Below are 15,413 nucleotides of genomic sequence, written 5' to 3'. Positions count from 1 at the left end.
GAAAGTCACCAGCGCGATCGCGACGACCACGAGCGGCGCCAGTCACGCCACCGCACCGGCCCAAGCGCGACGGGTCAATCACACGATGGTGGCGACATAGCCCAGGGTCATGAACGGATTCGCCAGCTCCTACACCCCAGACCAGTACGACGGCAGATCGGCCCGGAACGTCTAGAGCACGACCATCGCGATCGAAACCAGCAGCCCCACATCGAATCCCACCACCACGGCACGCCGGGTCGAGCGGCGCAATAGATCCCGATCCTTCGTCCTGGATATCGAGCAGGCCGAGGGTCGTGATGCGCAACAATCCGCATGTGGTGGATGTGGACGACGGAGACGACGCTTTCCTGAGGACCCGGCTGGCAGAGACAGCACTCGCCCGCCAAGACCTATCTCTGCTGACCCCCGAAGAACGCGGAGCGATCCGCGCGTATGCATACAACTTCTTCGAGCAAGTCAACAGCGCACTTTGGAACGGCGGGGGTCGGTCGCTGCTCGTTGCCCGCTACATCGACCTAATCCGGTCCGGGCTCGCAAAATACCCGCTTCCCGAATCGGTGCGCGTCACCCGCGAGGCCGCAGCCTCAGACTTCGACATTAGCGACGCAGAATCGGCATACGCGCTGGTCGAAGAAGAATTCATACACAGGGGGTTCATGTCGACGTGTGGGACGGCCTATCCGCCGCGCTCGATTCGTCACCGGCCCGCGGTGATCCTGGATTTGATCGTGCCCGTAGGCACCCCGGCGCTACGCCTGGGCGAGCTCGCTGCCATCCAAACCGAGAGGGAGGTCCTGCTCATCGACGCGCGCAGCTACTTCATCAGTGGTGTCGGCTGGGATGAGGCGCGTAATATGTGGCGCATCCAGGGATTTGTGAGGGAGACGTGAAATGGGAGCGTTGACGCAAGAGACCCTGCGCGTCGAGCGTGTGAAGCTGACCCCCGAACAGCGTGAAGAACGCCGCCGCGAAGCCGAAAAACTGGGTATCAAAATCCGCCGCCGCAGAGACAGCGCGGTCGGCAAAGTGAACAAGTAGCGAGACCGCGATCCGGTGACCACCGGATCGCCGCGCGCAGCTGATCCATCCGGCGGCTCCGACGAAATTGTCGAAGCCGCCGAGCTGTGTCAGCGCGGCGCGCCGTGGGCGAGCTGCCCCGTTCTTCTATGGTTCGGGGTCAGTCGAGGGTCGCGCGTTTCTCGTCGACCGCTTCGAGCAGCGCGGGCCAGTGACCGCTGCGCTCGATCTCCTCGGCCATGGCGGTGAGGGCCGCGGCGTCCCAGATTTCGAGGTCGAGGAAGCGCTGGCGGTTGTCCGGGGACATGGTGGCCGCGACCGGGATCAGTTCCGCCCAGGAGACTTCGCGGCGGGTGGCGTCGACCATGTGGGTGAGCAGTTCCGGGCCCATCTCGGCGGCGATGTCGGCGACGCGGCCGAGGGTCTCGGGGGTGAGGAACTGCAGGAAGGTCAGCGCCTCGGCGAAGCGGTCCAGGTCGTGCGCGGACTGCAGCAGGTCGCGCACCCGGTGCTCCGGCATGGCGCCCAGGACGAGTTCGAAGCGGTCGGAGACCGCGTCGAGTTCGGCGTTGAAGCCCACCATGAGCAGGTCCTCGCCGGATTCGATGTGCGGGAGCACGCCCAGCAGCTGCTCGTCGGTGGCGGCGACCAGGAAGCGGGCGAGGGTGACGAAGTCCTTGCGGCGCAGCAGGTCCTGCATGACCGGCACCAGGATGTCGGTGTCGAAGGCGCGCACGATGGGGGTGGCCGCCTCCGGATCGACGTAGGCGGCGACGTCGGCGAGGAAGTCGCGCGGGATATGGCCGATGAGCGCGGTGGCGCGGGCGGGTGAGAGAGAGCTGGCGATCATGCCGCACAGCATCGGGCCGAAGAAGCGGATCGCGATGGTGATCGACAGCCGGTCCGGAACCAGGGCGCTGACCCGGGCCACGCGCTGGAACATGGGCCGGTAGCGGGCGTCGAGGCTGTGGTGCATGCCCTGGCGCACACGCCGGATGGCGGCCGGGTCGCTGTCCAGCAGGAAGGCCAGATCCTCAGGGGCGGTGTGCAATTCGCGCGCGAGTTTGATCACTTCCGCACGGGCGGCGAGATTCGTCATGGTCCCCCCATGGACGTCGGTTCCTCACGAGCCCGGCCTCGGCCTGCCCGTCAGGAGAACAGGATGCGGCGCACCGCGGTCCGGATCATCGCCGGCAGCAGGGTGAGTCCGTTGTCGACGGCGTCGCCCAGTTCGCGCTCGCGGTGGTCGCGGGCGTGCTCGTAGGCGGCGCGCAGCACGGCGTGGCGGTCCTCGCCGAGATCGCCGAGCGCTTCGACGTCGGCGCGTGCGACCCGGCTCACCTCGCAGAGCCGATCGATCTCCGACACGCCGTCCACGCTAGCCCAATGCGCTTGGGAACACCGGTGTTTCAGCGGTATTCGTGACAAGCTGTAGCACGCTGCGCCGTCTGCCCGAGGAGATGTGATGCCCTGGCTGTTCCTGCTCGCCGTCCTGATACTCGTCTCGGCCCCGATCGTGCTGATCAGCATGCGCGGGCGGCCCTATGCCGACCGCGGCCCGACCAGAGCCACCGCGCTCGGGCTGCTCACCCTCGGCCTGATCCTGCTGGTCGTGTCCTCGACCAGCATCGTCTCCACCCGCAATGTCGGCATCGTCACCTCGTTCGGAAAACCGGTGGGCACCAAGGAGAACGGCCTGCATTTCATCTGGCCGTGGCAGAAGGTCCCGGAGCTGGACGGCACCATCCAGACCAATAATCAGCTCGGCGGATTCAAGGACAACACCTGCTCCGGCGGCAGTTCCATCCGGCTGGCCAACAATTCCACGGCGTGCGTGGACAATACGGTGCGCTGGCGCATCCATCACGCGGCCGCGGACACCTTGTTCCGGGATTACCACACCATCGCCAATATCAAGGACAGCCTGGTGACCCGCGAGCTCAATGCCACCCTCAACGAGATCTTCGCCGGTTACAACCCGCTCGAACCGCAGAATGCGGGCGGGCCCAATCTGACCGATATGTCGGTGCAGGCCACCGAGAAGCTGAAGGCGAAGATCGGCGGGCAGATCGACGTGCAGAACGTCATCATCTCCATCGTCCACTTCGATCAGCAGACCCAAGCCAAGATCAACGCGTATCAGGCGCAGATCGCCGACACCCGCATCGCCGAGCAGAAGCAGCGCACCGCGGTCGCCGAGGCCGAGGCCAACCGGCTGCTCACCGAATCGCTGAAGGACCCGAATGTGCTGGTGTCCAAGTGCCTCGACCTGCTCAACAGCGGTAAGCAGTTGCCGACCGGATTCCAGTGCTGGCCCGGCACCGGGCTCGCCACCACCATTCCGGCGCGCTGACCGGAGCGCGGGCCGTCAGTTCCACAGGGCCGACGGCCCGCCCTCCGGAATCGCCTGCACCGCGCCCCGATCCACCCGGGCCGCGGTGAGAATCTCGCTGATCCCCAGCAGGATCAGATACGGGCCGACCGCCAGCGCCAGCGCCATCATCGACCCGAACGGCACCACGGCCACCACGATTCCCATCACCGTGGTGCACAACCCCACCACTTCCTGCCGCCCCGCCCCCGCGAACTCCTCCGACCAGGCGCCCACAATGGCCTGCACGACCCCGCGGATCATCCACCCCATGCCGATCCACAACGCCAGCAACAACACCCACTGCCCGCTGTCGAAGCACCACAGCCCCAGCAGCAGCGCCACCGTCCCGCTGCCGAACTCGAGCACCTTGAGCGGCGTCGAGATCCGCGTCCCGAACGCCACGATCCACTGCACCGCAGCACTACTCAACAGCACCAGCGCACTCAGCGTCCCCGCCACCGTCTCCGTCTTGCCGGGCCACGCCAGCAGCACCAGGCCGAGCGCCACCGAACATACACCGGTGACCAGCAGTGCCTGCCAAGCCCAGTCGGCAAACACCGCAGTACGCCCCTCGATTCGGGTGGTGGGCATAGCGCAATGATATGACCGATTAGTCCTTTTAACCGCAGGTTTGCACACACGGCATGTCCGCACCGCGCGCCGCATACCAGCACCTCCGGCGTGGCAGGCGGTCGCCGACGGATTGCTCCCGCCGGCCGCGGTCAGGAGATCGAGCGAGCGGCGATCAACTCGGCCGCTCCCGGACCGGTGAGCCGACCGGGCGCGGGATGGCGGCCGGTGATCAGGAGCAGCAGGGTGGTGACGGAGCCTTCGACGGTGGGGCCGGTGCCGGCGGTCCAGGTGCAGTCGGTGGCGGTCAGGTGGTAGGCACCGAATTTCTTGCGGGCGTGGAAGGGGAAGCCGCCGTGCCAGACTCGGTCGAGGGCCACTCGGGCGGCGGGGATCGGCATGTCGCGGGGGATGCCGAGGGGGATCGCGATGTCCTGGCCGTGGACGAGGAGGTCCATCAGGCGGTCGGCCGGGGTGGTGCCGATCGGGGTGACGCGGGTGGGGATGGTGTCGGAGAGTTCGTCGAGCAGGCGTGTGGGGGTGCGGGTGTCGGCGTGGCGGATGGCGGTGTCGCGGACCAGGCGGTTGAAGTCGCCGCGGGCGCGGATCAGGTTGATCAGGATCGAGCCGAGACCGGAGTCGGCCGAGAGGATCACGTGGGCGACGACATCGCGTATCCGCCAGCCCGCGCAGAGCGAGGCGTGGTCCCAGGCGCTCGCGGGCAGGGGGCGCAGTAGTTCGACCAGGCTCGCGCGCTCGGCGGCGACGGCGGACCAGATCTGATCGGTGGTCATGGTGTGTGCGGCCATGTGCGGAACTCCTTGTGCGCAGGGGTGTTCCAGTACCGTAGAAATTCCAGTCGGGTGGAGGTTCCAGCGATCGTGACCAACAGCACACGCCGTGACGGCCTGGTGGGCATCGGCGAGTTGTCCCGGCGCACCGGGGTTCCGGTGCGCACCATCCGCTTCTACTGCGACGAAGGGATTCTCGAACCGCAGCGCAGCACCGGCGGGCATCGGCTGTTCGATCCCGCGACCGTGGTCGACCGGCTGCAGCTGGTGCGCCGGCTGCGCACGCTCGGCCTGGGGTTGAACGCCATTGTCGCGGTGCTCACCGAGACCACCTGCCTCGCCGAGGCCATCGCCGCCGAAAGAGCCGCACTGGACACCGAATTGGGCGCACTGACCTGGCGACGGGCAGCACTGGTCGCGGTCGAGGAGGCGTTGCCGGCCGAGCGTGCCACACGACTGGAACTGCTGGCCGCCGTGCAGCACCGCCAGGCCGCCCACGACACCCTCATCGCGTTCTGGCGCCGGGTCCTCGCCCCGATACAGCCGGGTGTCTTCGACGGCTTCGCCGACATGAACATCCCGTCCCCACCGGCCGATCCCACGCCCCGCCAGGTCGTCGCCTACGCCGAACTCGTCACCGCGGCCGCCGATCCGGCGCTGGCCACCGCGCTGACCCGCCAACTGTGGCGGCACGATCCCACCGCCATCCACGACAAACGCGCACTGCTCACCGGCGTGGCCGAAGCCTGCGGCATCGTCGACCCGCTCGTCGCCGCCCACATCGCACCGCGCCCGGGCGCCGGCCTGCACCGCTTCCTCACCGCCCACGCCACCGCCCGCCGCGAGCGCGTCACCGCCGAATTCCGGCGCCGGCTCCTGCACGGCGCCGACGACAACGACCCACGTATTCACCGGTATTGGACACGCACCACCGAGATCACGGGTACCACCACCGCCGGCGCCGCACAGCACTGGCTGTACCGGGCACTCGCACAATCGGCCGAACAGCCGCGCGGGGACGCCCGCCTATCGGGCCGGGCTGGTGTCGCGGGGCCTGAGAAACCGGATGCCGGTAATGATGTCGGGGTCGATGGCGATGACGCGGTGTCCCGGTAGCCAGCAGCCGCAATGCCTCCTCGGGCATGGCGGCCGAACCGAACCCTCGGCCGGGGCGATCATCGGCGACGCCGTCGCTTACCGAGTTCGGCGAGCGGTACCGCCGAGGTCAGGGCCAGCATGGTCATACCGGTATCGCGAATCATCTCGTCCAAATCGTCGGCCGCCCGCTCGACCGCTTCGAGCGCGGCGGCGGCCGCCGCCGGGGTGAGCCGGCCGCCCTCCAGGGCCACGCGCGCGCGATGCAGCTGCAACCCGCCGTCGAACAGCGTCCGCACCAGCCGATCCCCCAGTTCGGCGAATGCCGCCGAATTGCACCGTTCGTGCTCACCCGCTCCCTCGGGAGATCGGCACAGCTGGTGGACCTGCTCGGTCACATCGTCGAGTTCGCCCAGCGCCCAAGCGATCCGATCGCGCGCGACCGGATCATCGCTGCGATCCAGCGCCGCCTTCAAGGTCAGCTCCACGGCGCCGAGGCGCTCGGTGATCTCGGTGTGCACATCGATGGGCCGCAACCGCCGCAGACCACGCCCGGCCGCCGCCCAGCCCGGCGTCCCCCCGGCCGATTCCGAGACCGAAGGCCGCACCAGTCGTGCGGCGATCTCACCGGCGAAGTCGCCGTAGAGCGCCAGCAGGGCCAGCTCGCCCTGCGGTGGCTGATGCGGATGCCGGAAGTGGGTCGACAACATACCGACCACCTGCCCCGTATGGTCCAGGAGCGGCGTGGACTGCACGCCGCGAAAACCGCTGGCGGCGGCGATATCCCGATGCGGCGCGAAGCCCGGATCGATGACCACGTCACCGACCACCATCTGCGCGCTCGCCTGCACCGCCCGCCCGCATACCGAGGCGGTATCGTCGACCACCGAGAAATACTCGAGGAATTCCTCGGCGAATCCGGACTGCGCGATGATTCGCAAGGCCCCGCTGTCGCGATCGAGAATCTGCACATTCCCGAAATCCGCGGCCGTCACCGTGAGTGCGTGCTCGAGCATGCGCTCCGCGGCCGTGCTCAGATCCGGTGCGTCACGCAGCTCGTTCGCCGCGCCCAGCACCTGCTGCAGCGTCTCGGGCTGATCGAGTCCGAATTGCACACACCAGGACAAATGCTCCGCCCGCGCCGCGAGCAGCCGCCTGTCCGATACCGGCGCCGCCGCGCCCGCCGACTGTGCGGCAACAGCTTCCGGCGACTGGTGATCTTTGCTCGTCGTCACGGCGGTGTCCTGGTTCACCGAGAATTTCGACTGAGCAAAGTGTAGACGCGATAGCGATCGGCTACGAGACTTCGTTGCCGACACCCAGTTCAGCGCGCCATCTCGAACGCGCCGGGGGCCGGTCAGCGGAGTTTGCGGAAGAACTCGCGGATATCGGTGGTGAGCAGGTCGGGGGTTTCCATGGCGGCGAAGTGGCCGCCGCGGTCGAATTCGGACCAGTGCACGACGGTGTTCTGCTTCTCGGCGATGCCGCGGATCACGGTGCCGCTGGGGAAGACCGCAATGCCGGTCGGGACGCCGGAGTTGGGGAGATCGGCGCCCCACTGCTGGGATTCCTTGTACAGGCGCATGGAGGAGCCGGCGGTGTTGGTGAACCAGAGGATCGCGATATTGGTCAGCAGCATGTCGCGGTCGATGGCCTCGTCGGGGGTGGATGTGGCGGGATCGGCGAAGGTGTGGACCACGTCCAGGATCCAGGCGAGGGTGGCCGCCGGGGAATCGGAGACGGCGGGAGCCAGGGTCTGCGGGCGGGTGGAGTGCATGCCGGCGTAGCCGGAGGTGTCCTGGCTGCTCCAATCCTGCAGGGCGGCAATCTTTTCCTGATCGGCGGGGCTGTAGGCGGAGCCGTCGTCGTCCCAGGACGGAATGGTGATGGGGTCGTTGAGATGCACACCGACGACATGCTCGGTGTCGATGCGCCCCAGCTGCGGCGCGATGAACGAGCCCGCGTCACCGCCCTGCGCGCCGTAGCGTTCGTAGCCCAGGGCGGCCATGAGTTTCGCGATCAATTCCGCGCCGCGCTCGGTGGCCGCGTCACCGGGCCGCTGGGTCGGGCCGGAGAAACCGAAGCCGGGCAGAGTCGGAATCACCAGGTGGAAGGCGTCTTCCGCGGCGCCGCCGTGCGCACGCGGATCGGTGAGCGGGCCGATGACCTCGGTGAAATCCTGGAACGGCCAGCCGTGCACCAGCACCAGCGGCACGGCGTTCTCCTCCGGAGACCGGACATGCGTGAAATGCAGGCGCTGCCCGTCGATTTCGGTGACGAATTGCGGAATCTGATTCAGGATCGCCTCCTGTACCCGCCAGTCGAAGCAGGTGCGCCAGTACTCGGCGATCTCGCGGACATAGGCGGTGGGGATGCCGTAGCTCCAGTCCACGCCGGGCAGTTCGTCGGGCCAGCGGGTATTGGCGAGGCGTGCGTTCAGATCGTCGAGGGCGGCCTGCGGGATGTCGATGCGGAAGGGCTCGAAGTTCGTCATGGGGTAAACGTATGAGGCCCTTGGGCCAAGTTCTGTCCTAAGCGGATGGCAATCTGGCGCCATGCTCGAAACATCGGCTCGACTGCTGCGCCTGCTGTCGCTGTTGCAGACCCACCGCGATTGGTCCGGTCCGGATCTGGCCGCCCGGCTCGGGGTGAGCACGCGGACCGTGCGCCGGGATGTGGACCGGCTGCGGGAACTCGGCTACCCCGTCGATGCCGTGCAGGGCACCGCCGGATATCGGCTCGCGGCCGGCAGCACCCTGCCACCGCTGCTGCTCGACGACGAGGAGGCCCTCGCGGTGGCGGTCGGGCTGCGGACCACGACCGGCGGCACCGTGGCCGGCATCGAGGACGCGTCGCTGCGCGCGCTGGCCAAGCTGGAGCAAGTCATGCCGTCGCGGCTGCGGCATCGGCTGCGCGCCTTGCAGCGCTCGGTGATTCGCGTGCAGACCGAGGCGCCGCGGGTGGAGCCCGAGGCGCTCATCGCCATCTCCGACGCCTGCAACCGGCACGAGCGGCTGCGCTTCGACTACACGAACTATCAAGGGCGGCAGTCGATCAAGGAGGTCGAACCGCAGGCGCTGGTGAACTTCAATCGGCACTGGTACCTGGTGGCCTGGGATGTGCGGGCCGAGGATTGGCGCTCCTATCGCGTCGACCGGCTCAACCCCCGCATCCCCACCGGACCGCGCTTCCCGCCCCGTGAGCCACCCGAGGGCGATGTCGTGGTCTACCTGTCGAATCAGTTGTCCAGCACTGCGTGGCCGCATCGCGCGACGGTCGTCCTGCATCGTTCCGCCGCCGAACTGTCCGAGCGGATCTGGCCGGGAATGGGCGTGCTCGAGGCCATCGACGACGCCAGCTGCCTGCTGCACCTCGGCGCGGATTCCCCGTGGGCGCTGTCGTGGATGATCACCTCCATCGACACCGATTTCACCGTCACCGGGCCCCCCGAACTCGTCGAGCAGATCGACCGCCTGGCCCGCCGCTGCGCCGCCGCTACCGCCAAGCCCTGACCGGCCGACGGCCTCCGCTCAGGACCGCCCGAACGCGGCCCGCGCGACCTAGGCTGGACAGCGGGGGTTTTCCGCTGCGGCGCAGGCGAAGGGATCGGCACCGTGACCACGACATTTCCACCCGGACCGCGATTGCCGCGGGCCGTGCAGACCGCGATGTACGCGAAATGGCGCGGTGCCCTGCTCGGGCTGGCGGCGCGCCGCTACGGCGAGGTGTTCACGCTGCACCTGGTGCCGCCGTATGCGGAGAATCTGGTGGTGTTCTCCCGCCCCGAGCACATTCGCGAGATCTTCGCCGCCGATCCGGCGGATCTGCATGCCGGAGAGGGCAATCGACTGCTGGTGTACATCATGGGCGAGCATTCGGTGCTGCTCACCGATGAGGCCGAGCATGCCCGGGCACGGCGGCTGCTCATGCCCGCGTTCTCCGGGTCGGCGCTGCGCGGCTATCGCGGGCTGGTGGAGTCCATCGCGAAAACGCATGTCGATCGCTGGGCCGACGGGTCCACGGTGCACACCCTGGACCGGATGAACGAGCTCACCCTGGATGTGATCCTGCAGGTGGTGTTCGGGCTCACCGACGAGCGGCGGCGCGCCGAACTGGCGCCGCGGTTGCGGCGCATCGTGAATGTGAATCCTCTGGTGTTCTTCGGATGGCGCGATCCACGGCTGCAGCGGTTCGGGCTGTGGAAACGGTTCCGCGACAATCAGATCGCCATCGACGAGCTGTTGTACCGGGAGATCGCGCAGCGGCGCGCGCATCCGGATCTCGCGCAGCGGGCCGATGTGCTGTCGCGGCTGCTGGCGGTCGGGTCCGGGGAGAATCCCTCGGATACGCCGCTGTCGGATGCGGAGTTGCGCGATCAGCTGATCACCTTGCTGCTGGCCGGTCACGAGACCACCGCCTCGGCGCTGGCGTGGACCTGCCATGAACTCGCCGCCGCACCCGATATCCAGGTCACCGCCCGCCGGGCCGCCCACGACGGTGACGACAAGTATCTGGAGGCCGTGCTCAAGGAAGCCCTGCGGCTGCGGCCCGTGATCGCCGCGACCGGCCGGAAACTGACCCGCGACATGACCATCGGCGGCGTGAACCTGCCCCGGGGCACCGTCGTGTCCACCTCGATCCTGCTCGCCCATCGCCGTCCCGACGCCTATCCCGACGTCGCCCGCTTCCGGCCCGACCGTTTCCTCGACGGCACCATCGCCCCGAATACCTGGCTGCCCTTCGGCGGCGGCGTGCGGCGCTGCCTCGGTGCGGGCTTCTCGCTCATGGAGGGCACGGCGGTATTGCGGGAAATCCTTACCCGCTACCGGCTTTCGCTGCCCTCGGGCGAATCCGCCGAACGCGCGCGCATCCGCAATATCACCCACGTCCCCGCCCATGGTGCGCGAGTCATCCTGACCGCCAACGACTCCCGGGGGCGCGGATTCGGGGTTTGATAGACCCCATGAGTGACAGCCGACCGACGCCGATGATCTACGACTCGGTGGTGGAGTTCGTCGAGAACTATCTGAGCCTGGTGTACCGGCGCGACGTGACCGAGCATTCGCGCCGGAAGTGGTGCCCGGAGTGGTGGAAACACGCGGAGGCGGTCGCGCGACTGGACGCGGTCTGGCGCACCTGGGAGCACTACCGCACCGACGGCAAGACCGGATTGAGCGTGTGGTTCCTGGATCACGGCGACCCGCACATGCGCGAATTGTTCGACAGCGACGGGCCTTTCAAATTCTGCTCACCGACCCGCGGGCATCAGGACACGCTGCCGCCGCTACCGCTGAAATCCCCGCAGCAGGGGTTGTTCCGCTCGCCGTACAAGGACTTGAAGGACGATCCCACAGCGCCGTAGCGGCGGGCTCACCGCTCGACCGGGGAACGCCGCCCGCGCTGATCGGCGGTCGCGAACCCCACACACTCGGGGCATTCGGCAATGATCGGGTGCCGGCACTCGGTGAGATGCTCGAGGAACCGGTCGGTCGCGCGCAGCAATGCGAGGCGCTCTTGTACTTCCGCGCGCTTGTCCGCGATGAGCGCCAGCCGGTCCGCGCGAGCGCCGGCGCCGAGGCGGCGGATCTGCTCCAGCGACAATCCGGTGCGCTGCAGGATGCGGATGAGCCGCGCCCGATGCAGGGTCTGCTCGTCGTAGTGCCGATGCCCGGACGGTGTGCGCGGCGGATGGAGCAGGCCGACCGATTCCCAGTGCCGCAGCACATGGGCCTCGATGCCGAGCACCGCGGCGGCGTCGCCGATGCGGACCGCGTCGACAGTGGTCATGAATTCACCTCTTTACTTCACGTCGACCTCAAGTATTAACGTTCGTCCATGTCCGATCCAGTTCGTACCCCCAGCCTTGTCCAATGCTGCGTCGCGGCAACCGGTCTGATCACCGGCGCGGTGCGCCCGCGCCCGGCCGACCAGCGGTTCCTGCGGTCGATCACCGATGCGGGACTGCCCGTGCCGCAGCGCACCGTGCGCGTGACCGCACTGCCGCAGGCGCCGCGCGAGGTGCCGACCGCGGTGATCGTGGAGGGCCGGTTCACGCCGCGGCGGATCACCAATTCGCTGACCTCGTTCCTGGTCGAGCATCCCGAGGCGGCGTTCCTGGTCGATCCGAGCGTGTGCGAGGACGCCGAGCACCGCGCCCTCGCCGAACTGCCGTCCGTCTTGCGGGCGGTGGTGCGCCCGCCGGCGAGCACCATCCCCACCATGACCGCGCTCGCGCAGCTGCCCGGGCTGCCGGCGCCGCAGTTCGCGCTGCCCACCCACGCGCACTGGGATCACGTGTGCGGGCTGCTCGATATGCCCGGGCTGCCGGTGCACCTGCATCGCGTCGAACGCGACTGGGTCATGTCCGGTCCGATCGCGCCCGTGGGCGGGGTGCGCGCCTCGCTGCGCGACCGGCCGGTCGTGGAGTACGACCTCGACGGCCCGCCGGTGCTCACCTTCACCCGCAGTCACGACCTGTTCGGGGACGGCAGCGTGGTGCTGGTGGACCTGTCCGGCCACACGCCCGGCAGCATCGGCGTGCTCGCGCACACCGAACACGGCTGGGTGCTGCTGGCCGGCGATTCCGCCTGGCACACACTGCAAATCGACAATGTGCGCCAGAAATCCAGTTTCCCGGGCAATTTCGTCGACACCGACCGGGATCTGGCGTTCAAGACCTTGCATCGACTGCACCTGGCGCGGCGCCTGGCCACGGTTATCCCCACCCATGACCACGAAGCGACCAGTCGCCTCGCGAGCACTCGGCCGGAGCGCTTCGACGCCGTACCGTGAACTCATGGAGATCACCGTTCGCCCGGCACTGAAATCCGATATCCCCGATCTGGGGCGTGTGCTGGGCATCGCCTTCACCGACGATCCGATCATGAGCTGGTTCATCCCCGATGCGGCGGTGCGCCCCCAGCGCGCGGCCCTCTTCTTCGGCACCCTCACCCGCCATCAGTTTCTCGACCACGGCGGGGTGGAAGTGGCGCTGGACGACAACGGGGTCATGGTCGGCGCGGCGGTGTGGGCGCCGCCGGGGCACTGGCACACCTCCAAGCTCACCACCCTGCGCTGCCTGCCGGGGCTGGCGCGCGCCTTCCGCTCCCGGCTGCCATTGGGCGCGGCCATGTCCGATCGGATGGCGCAGGCGCATCCGCGCGAACCGCACTGGTATCTGGCGTTCATCGGCACGCTGCCCGCGGCGCGCGGGCGCGGATACGGTCAGGCGCTGATCAATTCGCGGCTGGACCGCTGCGACGCCGAGGGCGCACCCGCCTATCTGGAATCCAGCAAGCCCGACAATGTGCCCTACTACGAGCGGTTCGGATTCGTGAAGACCGGTGAACTCGACGCCACCAAGGGCGGACCGCTGATCTGGCCGATGTGGCGGGCCCCGCGCACGGCCGACTAGGTCGCGACAGGTCCGGTGTCCGGGGCGCGGCGGGTCAGGTGCGCGGGGCCAGGCGCCAGAGGGAGGTCACTTCGGCGGCGCGGGCGGTGTGCAAGGGATCGGTCGCGTCGCGGGCGCGGGGGTGGCGGGGGCTGGTGCCGGTCTTGTCCAGCACCTCCAGACCGGCCTCGGCGATGAGGGCGGGGACTTCGTTCTCGTCGCGCAGGCCGAGGCGTTCGGCCAGATCCGAGAGCAGCAGCCAGCCCTGTCCCCCGGGTTCGAGATGTTCGGCCAGGCCGGCGAGGAAGCCGCGCAGCATGACGCTGTCCTGGTCGTACACACCGGTTTCCACCGCGGAGGTGGGGCGGGTCGGCAGCCACGGCGGGTTGCAGACGATGAGATCGGCGCGGCCGGGCGGGTAGAGCGCCGGGCCGGTGATGGCGATCCGGTCGGTCAGCCCCAGGCGGCGGATATTGTCGCGGGCGCAGATCAGCGCGCGGGGATTGTTGTCGGTGCCGACAATGCGGTCCACGCCCCGCCCGGCCAGTACGGCGGCGAGCACACCGGTGCCGGTGCCCAGGTCGAATGCGTTGCGCGGCAATCGATCCGGGAGTTGCGCCCGCGCGACCAGGTCGACGTACTCGCCGCGCACCGGGGAGAACACCCCGTAGTGCGGGTGGATGCGCGCACCCAGCGCGGGCACCTCCACACCACGGGCGCGCCATTCGTGCGCGCCGATCAGGCCCAGGAGTTCGGTGAGGGCGACGACGCGGGAATCCTGCGGCGGCCCATAGGCTTCCGTGCACGCCTGCCGGACCGCGGGTGCGCGCCGCAGCGTCAGGGCGTGATCGTGGTTCAGTTCCACCAGCACCCGGCCCAGGACCCGGGCGCGATGCCTGCGGGCGCGGCGGTGCAGGTGGAAGCATTCGGCGGGATTCGCGCCGCTCGGGCGCGGCTTGCGATCGATGCGGCGGCCCATGGCGTTCAACAGGTTCCGCGCATTGTGGTAGTCACCGCGCCACAGCAGCCCGGTGCCTTCGCAGGCCAGTTTGTAGGCGGTGTCGGCGGTCATCCGATCGTCGGCGACGACGATGCGTCTGGGTGGCGCGCTGTCGTTCTCGGAATGCCAGCGAGCGCAACGGGTGGAGTCGTCTTCGGCCCACGAAATCACGGACATAGCAGAGGGTCGTACCCAGCCTTTCACGCGCGGATGCGTTCGAGTCTGGCACGACCCTCCGATGCGGCCAACCGATTTACCGGCGGGCCCTCACTGCTTGCGGGCCAGCCCGCCGACGATCAGCTTGGTCCACTGCTCCACATTCGGCCGCGGCTCGGTGTCGGGCCGCCAGTCCGCGCACGGCACCAGGCCGGGCTCGAGCATCTCCAGATCACCGAAGTAGGACCGGATCTCCTCGTGATTGCGCCAGGTGCCGCGGCCGAACGCCTCCAGGATCTTGCGTTCGGTCTCCTGCGCCTCGCGGTCGCCGCCCTTCTGGAAGTGGGCGATATAGAACAGGCTGCCGGGTGCGGCCAGATCCGACCAGTAGCGCACCACGCCGGCCGGGTCCTCGTCGTCGTTCACGAAGCTGAGGGTCACCGCGAACAGGATGCCGACCGGTTCGTCGAAGTTGATGAGCCGCTGCACATCCGGATGCTTGTGGATGCTGGCGGGATCGCGCACATCCGCTTCGAGCAGCACGATGTTCTCGTCGACCGCGAGTAGCGCGCGACCGTGCGCGGCGACGAACGGATCGTCATCGATGTAGACGATGCGGGCGTCGGGCTGCTCGGCTCGCACCACCTCGTGCACATTGACCGCGGCCGGCAGCCCGCAGCCCATATCGATGACTTGACGGATGCCCTCGGCGGCCATGGCCCGCGCAGCGCGAAGCACGGCTTCGCGGTTCGTGATGGCCAGCAGCTCCGAACCCGGCAGGTCACCGGTGAAGTAGTCACCGAGATCCTTGTCCACGCCGTAGTTGTCGCGCCCGCCGAGAACGTAGCTGTAGACACGGGCCACACTCGGCCGTGACTGCCGCGCTCGCATGGCGTTGATATTCAAGTCGTCACACCCCTTTACCCTCCGTGCACCGGTGGTCAGTGATCGCACGGGCGGCCCGCCGGCCAATCGGACCGCGATCGGAAGATCATTCCAGATCGGGACCGTGCG

General features: G+C 68.4%; 18 protein-coding genes. 9 read left to right on the top strand and 9 right to left on the bottom strand.

Annotated elements, in window-relative coordinates; translation table 11 throughout:
• Nucleotides 1-299: 299 nt before the first annotated feature.
• Nucleotides 300-893 carry an ADP-ribosyltransferase gene (locus ACYQ5L_RS19145; protein ID WP_459963472.1) on the top strand — a complete coding sequence of 198 codons (594 nt, stop codon included), beginning with the start codon at nucleotides 300-302 and terminating at the stop codon, nucleotides 891-893.
• A gap of 1 nt (nucleotide 894) precedes the next feature.
• Nucleotides 895-1,041 carry a hypothetical protein gene (locus ACYQ5L_RS19140; RefSeq protein ID WP_459959056.1) on the top strand — a complete coding sequence of 49 codons (147 nt, stop codon included), beginning with the start codon at nucleotides 895-897 and terminating at the stop codon, nucleotides 1,039-1,041.
• A gap of 139 nt (nucleotides 1,042-1,180) precedes the next feature.
• Here the strand turns inward: ACYQ5L_RS19140 and ACYQ5L_RS19135 are convergent, their stop codons facing one another.
• Both ACYQ5L_RS19135 and ACYQ5L_RS19130 read right to left on the bottom strand, forming a co-directional pair.
• Nucleotides 1,181-2,119 (bottom strand): hypothetical protein, encoded by a 939-nt coding sequence (locus ACYQ5L_RS19135; protein ID WP_459959055.1) that lies wholly within the window; start codon nucleotides 2,117-2,119, stop codon nucleotides 1,181-1,183.
• 50 nt (nucleotides 2,120-2,169) lie between these two features.
• The gene (locus ACYQ5L_RS19130) at nucleotides 2,170-2,388 is read right to left on the bottom strand and encodes a hypothetical protein (protein ID WP_459959054.1); all 219 of its coding nucleotides are present in this window, start codon (nucleotides 2,386-2,388) and stop codon (nucleotides 2,170-2,172) included.
• A 97-nt stretch (nucleotides 2,389-2,485) separates the two neighbouring features.
• On the opposite strand from ACYQ5L_RS19130, the gene ACYQ5L_RS19125 reads away from it, so the two are divergent.
• Nucleotides 2,486-3,373 carry an SPFH domain-containing protein gene (locus tag ACYQ5L_RS19125; protein WP_459959053.1) on the top strand — a complete coding sequence of 296 codons (888 nt, stop codon included), beginning with the start codon at nucleotides 2,486-2,488 and terminating at the stop codon, nucleotides 3,371-3,373.
• Nucleotides 3,374-3,388: 15 nt separating this feature from the next.
• Here ACYQ5L_RS19125 and ACYQ5L_RS19120 read toward each other — a convergent pair whose 3' ends face one another.
• Nucleotides 3,389-3,985, bottom strand: a complete 597-nt coding sequence (locus ACYQ5L_RS19120; RefSeq protein WP_459959052.1) for an HdeD family acid-resistance protein — start codon at nucleotides 3,983-3,985, stop codon at nucleotides 3,389-3,391.
• A 131-nt stretch (nucleotides 3,986-4,116) separates the two neighbouring features.
• Nucleotides 4,117-4,773: a maleylpyruvate isomerase family mycothiol-dependent enzyme gene (locus ACYQ5L_RS19115; RefSeq protein ID WP_459959051.1), complete on the bottom strand. Its 657-nt coding sequence runs from the start codon at nucleotides 4,771-4,773 to the stop codon at nucleotides 4,117-4,119.
• A gap of 72 nt (nucleotides 4,774-4,845) precedes the next feature.
• On the opposite strand from ACYQ5L_RS19115, the gene ACYQ5L_RS19110 reads away from it, so the two are divergent.
• Entirely contained in the window at nucleotides 4,846-5,871 is a 1,026-nt protein-coding gene (locus ACYQ5L_RS19110; RefSeq protein WP_459959050.1) for a MerR family transcriptional regulator, read from the top strand.
• Between the two features lie 59 nt (nucleotides 5,872-5,930).
• Here ACYQ5L_RS19110 and ACYQ5L_RS19105 read toward each other — a convergent pair whose 3' ends face one another.
• Entirely contained in the window at nucleotides 5,931-7,085 is a 1,155-nt protein-coding gene (locus ACYQ5L_RS19105) for a GAF domain-containing protein (protein WP_459959049.1), read from the bottom strand.
• A gap of 122 nt (nucleotides 7,086-7,207) precedes the next feature.
• Nucleotides 7,208-8,344: an epoxide hydrolase family protein gene (locus ACYQ5L_RS19100; RefSeq protein WP_459959048.1), complete on the bottom strand. Its 1,137-nt coding sequence runs from the start codon at nucleotides 8,342-8,344 to the stop codon at nucleotides 7,208-7,210.
• A gap of 61 nt (nucleotides 8,345-8,405) precedes the next feature.
• Here ACYQ5L_RS19100 and ACYQ5L_RS19095 point away from each other — a divergent pair, with 61 nt between their 5' ends.
• The 3 genes from ACYQ5L_RS19095 (at nucleotide 8,406) to ACYQ5L_RS19085 (ending at nucleotide 11,212) form a co-directional block, all read left to right on the top strand.
• Entirely contained in the window at nucleotides 8,406-9,362 is a 957-nt protein-coding gene (locus ACYQ5L_RS19095; RefSeq protein WP_459959047.1) for a helix-turn-helix transcriptional regulator, read from the top strand.
• 156 nt (nucleotides 9,363-9,518) lie between these two features.
• The gene (locus tag ACYQ5L_RS19090; RefSeq protein WP_459963471.1) at nucleotides 9,519-10,805 is read left to right on the top strand and encodes a cytochrome P450; all 1,287 of its coding nucleotides are present in this window, start codon (nucleotides 9,519-9,521) and stop codon (nucleotides 10,803-10,805) included.
• Between the two features lie 8 nt (nucleotides 10,806-10,813).
• A complete protein-coding gene (locus tag ACYQ5L_RS19085) occupies nucleotides 10,814-11,212 on the top strand; it encodes a DUF4913 domain-containing protein (protein WP_459959046.1) in 399 nt (132 codons plus the stop codon).
• 8 nt (nucleotides 11,213-11,220) lie between these two features.
• Here ACYQ5L_RS19085 and ACYQ5L_RS19080 read toward each other — a convergent pair whose 3' ends face one another.
• Entirely contained in the window at nucleotides 11,221-11,637 is a 417-nt protein-coding gene (locus ACYQ5L_RS19080) for a MerR family transcriptional regulator (RefSeq protein WP_459959045.1), read from the bottom strand.
• Between the two features lie 48 nt (nucleotides 11,638-11,685).
• On the opposite strand from ACYQ5L_RS19080, the gene ACYQ5L_RS19075 reads away from it, so the two are divergent.
• Complete coding sequence (locus tag ACYQ5L_RS19075) at nucleotides 11,686-12,642, top strand: MBL fold metallo-hydrolase (protein WP_459959044.1); 957 nt, start codon at nucleotides 11,686-11,688, stop codon at nucleotides 12,640-12,642.
• Between the two features lie 4 nt (nucleotides 12,643-12,646).
• Nucleotides 12,647-13,264, top strand: coding sequence for a GNAT family N-acetyltransferase (locus ACYQ5L_RS19070; RefSeq protein WP_459959043.1), 618 nt, complete (start codon nucleotides 12,647-12,649; stop codon nucleotides 13,262-13,264).
• 34 nt (nucleotides 13,265-13,298) lie between these two features.
• On the opposite strand, the gene ACYQ5L_RS19065 is transcribed toward ACYQ5L_RS19070, so the two are convergent.
• The gene (locus tag ACYQ5L_RS19065; RefSeq protein WP_459959042.1) at nucleotides 13,299-14,420 is read right to left on the bottom strand and encodes a methyltransferase; all 1,122 of its coding nucleotides are present in this window, start codon (nucleotides 14,418-14,420) and stop codon (nucleotides 13,299-13,301) included.
• A 90-nt stretch (nucleotides 14,421-14,510) separates the two neighbouring features.
• Entirely contained in the window at nucleotides 14,511-15,290 is a 780-nt protein-coding gene (locus tag ACYQ5L_RS19060; RefSeq protein ID WP_459959041.1) for an SAM-dependent methyltransferase, read from the bottom strand.
• Between the last annotated feature and the right edge of the window lie 123 nt (nucleotides 15,291-15,413).

This window comes from Nocardia sp. IFM 10818, from assembly GCF_054655275.1.
This window is presented reverse-complemented; position numbering and strand designations above follow the sequence as displayed.

Coding starts and splice junctions, on each gene's coding strand:
- ACYQ5L_RS19145 (WP_459963472.1), top strand. CDS start 300: ATGCGCAACAATCCGCATGTGGTGGATGTGGACGACGGAGACGACGCT.
- ACYQ5L_RS19140 (WP_459959056.1), top strand. CDS start 895: ATGGGAGCGTTGACGCAAGAGACCCTGCGCGTCGAGCGTGTGAAGCTG.
- ACYQ5L_RS19135 (WP_459959055.1), bottom strand. CDS start 2,119: ATGACGAATCTCGCCGCCCGTGCGGAAGTGATCAAACTCGCGCGCGAA.
- ACYQ5L_RS19125 (WP_459959053.1), top strand. CDS start 2,486: ATGCCCTGGCTGTTCCTGCTCGCCGTCCTGATACTCGTCTCGGCCCCG.
- ACYQ5L_RS19120 (WP_459959052.1), bottom strand. CDS start 3,985: ATGCCCACCACCCGAATCGAGGGGCGTACTGCGGTGTTTGCCGACTGG.
- ACYQ5L_RS19115 (WP_459959051.1), bottom strand. CDS start 4,773: ATGGCCGCACACACCATGACCACCGATCAGATCTGGTCCGCCGTCGCC.
- ACYQ5L_RS19100 (WP_459959048.1), bottom strand. CDS start 8,344: ATGACGAACTTCGAGCCCTTCCGCATCGACATCCCGCAGGCCGCCCTC.
- ACYQ5L_RS19095 (WP_459959047.1), top strand. CDS start 8,406: ATGCTCGAAACATCGGCTCGACTGCTGCGCCTGCTGTCGCTGTTGCAG.
- ACYQ5L_RS19090 (WP_459963471.1), top strand. CDS start 9,519: ATGTACGCGAAATGGCGCGGTGCCCTGCTCGGGCTGGCGGCGCGCCGC.
- ACYQ5L_RS19085 (WP_459959046.1), top strand. CDS start 10,814: ATGAGTGACAGCCGACCGACGCCGATGATCTACGACTCGGTGGTGGAG.
- ACYQ5L_RS19080 (WP_459959045.1), bottom strand. CDS start 11,637: ATGACCACTGTCGACGCGGTCCGCATCGGCGACGCCGCCGCGGTGCTC.
- ACYQ5L_RS19075 (WP_459959044.1), top strand. CDS start 11,686: ATGTCCGATCCAGTTCGTACCCCCAGCCTTGTCCAATGCTGCGTCGCG.
- ACYQ5L_RS19070 (WP_459959043.1), top strand. CDS start 12,647: ATGGAGATCACCGTTCGCCCGGCACTGAAATCCGATATCCCCGATCTG.
- ACYQ5L_RS19065 (WP_459959042.1), bottom strand. CDS start 14,420: ATGTCCGTGATTTCGTGGGCCGAAGACGACTCCACCCGTTGCGCTCGC.
- ACYQ5L_RS19060 (WP_459959041.1), bottom strand. CDS start 15,290: ATGCGAGCGCGGCAGTCACGGCCGAGTGTGGCCCGTGTCTACAGCTAC.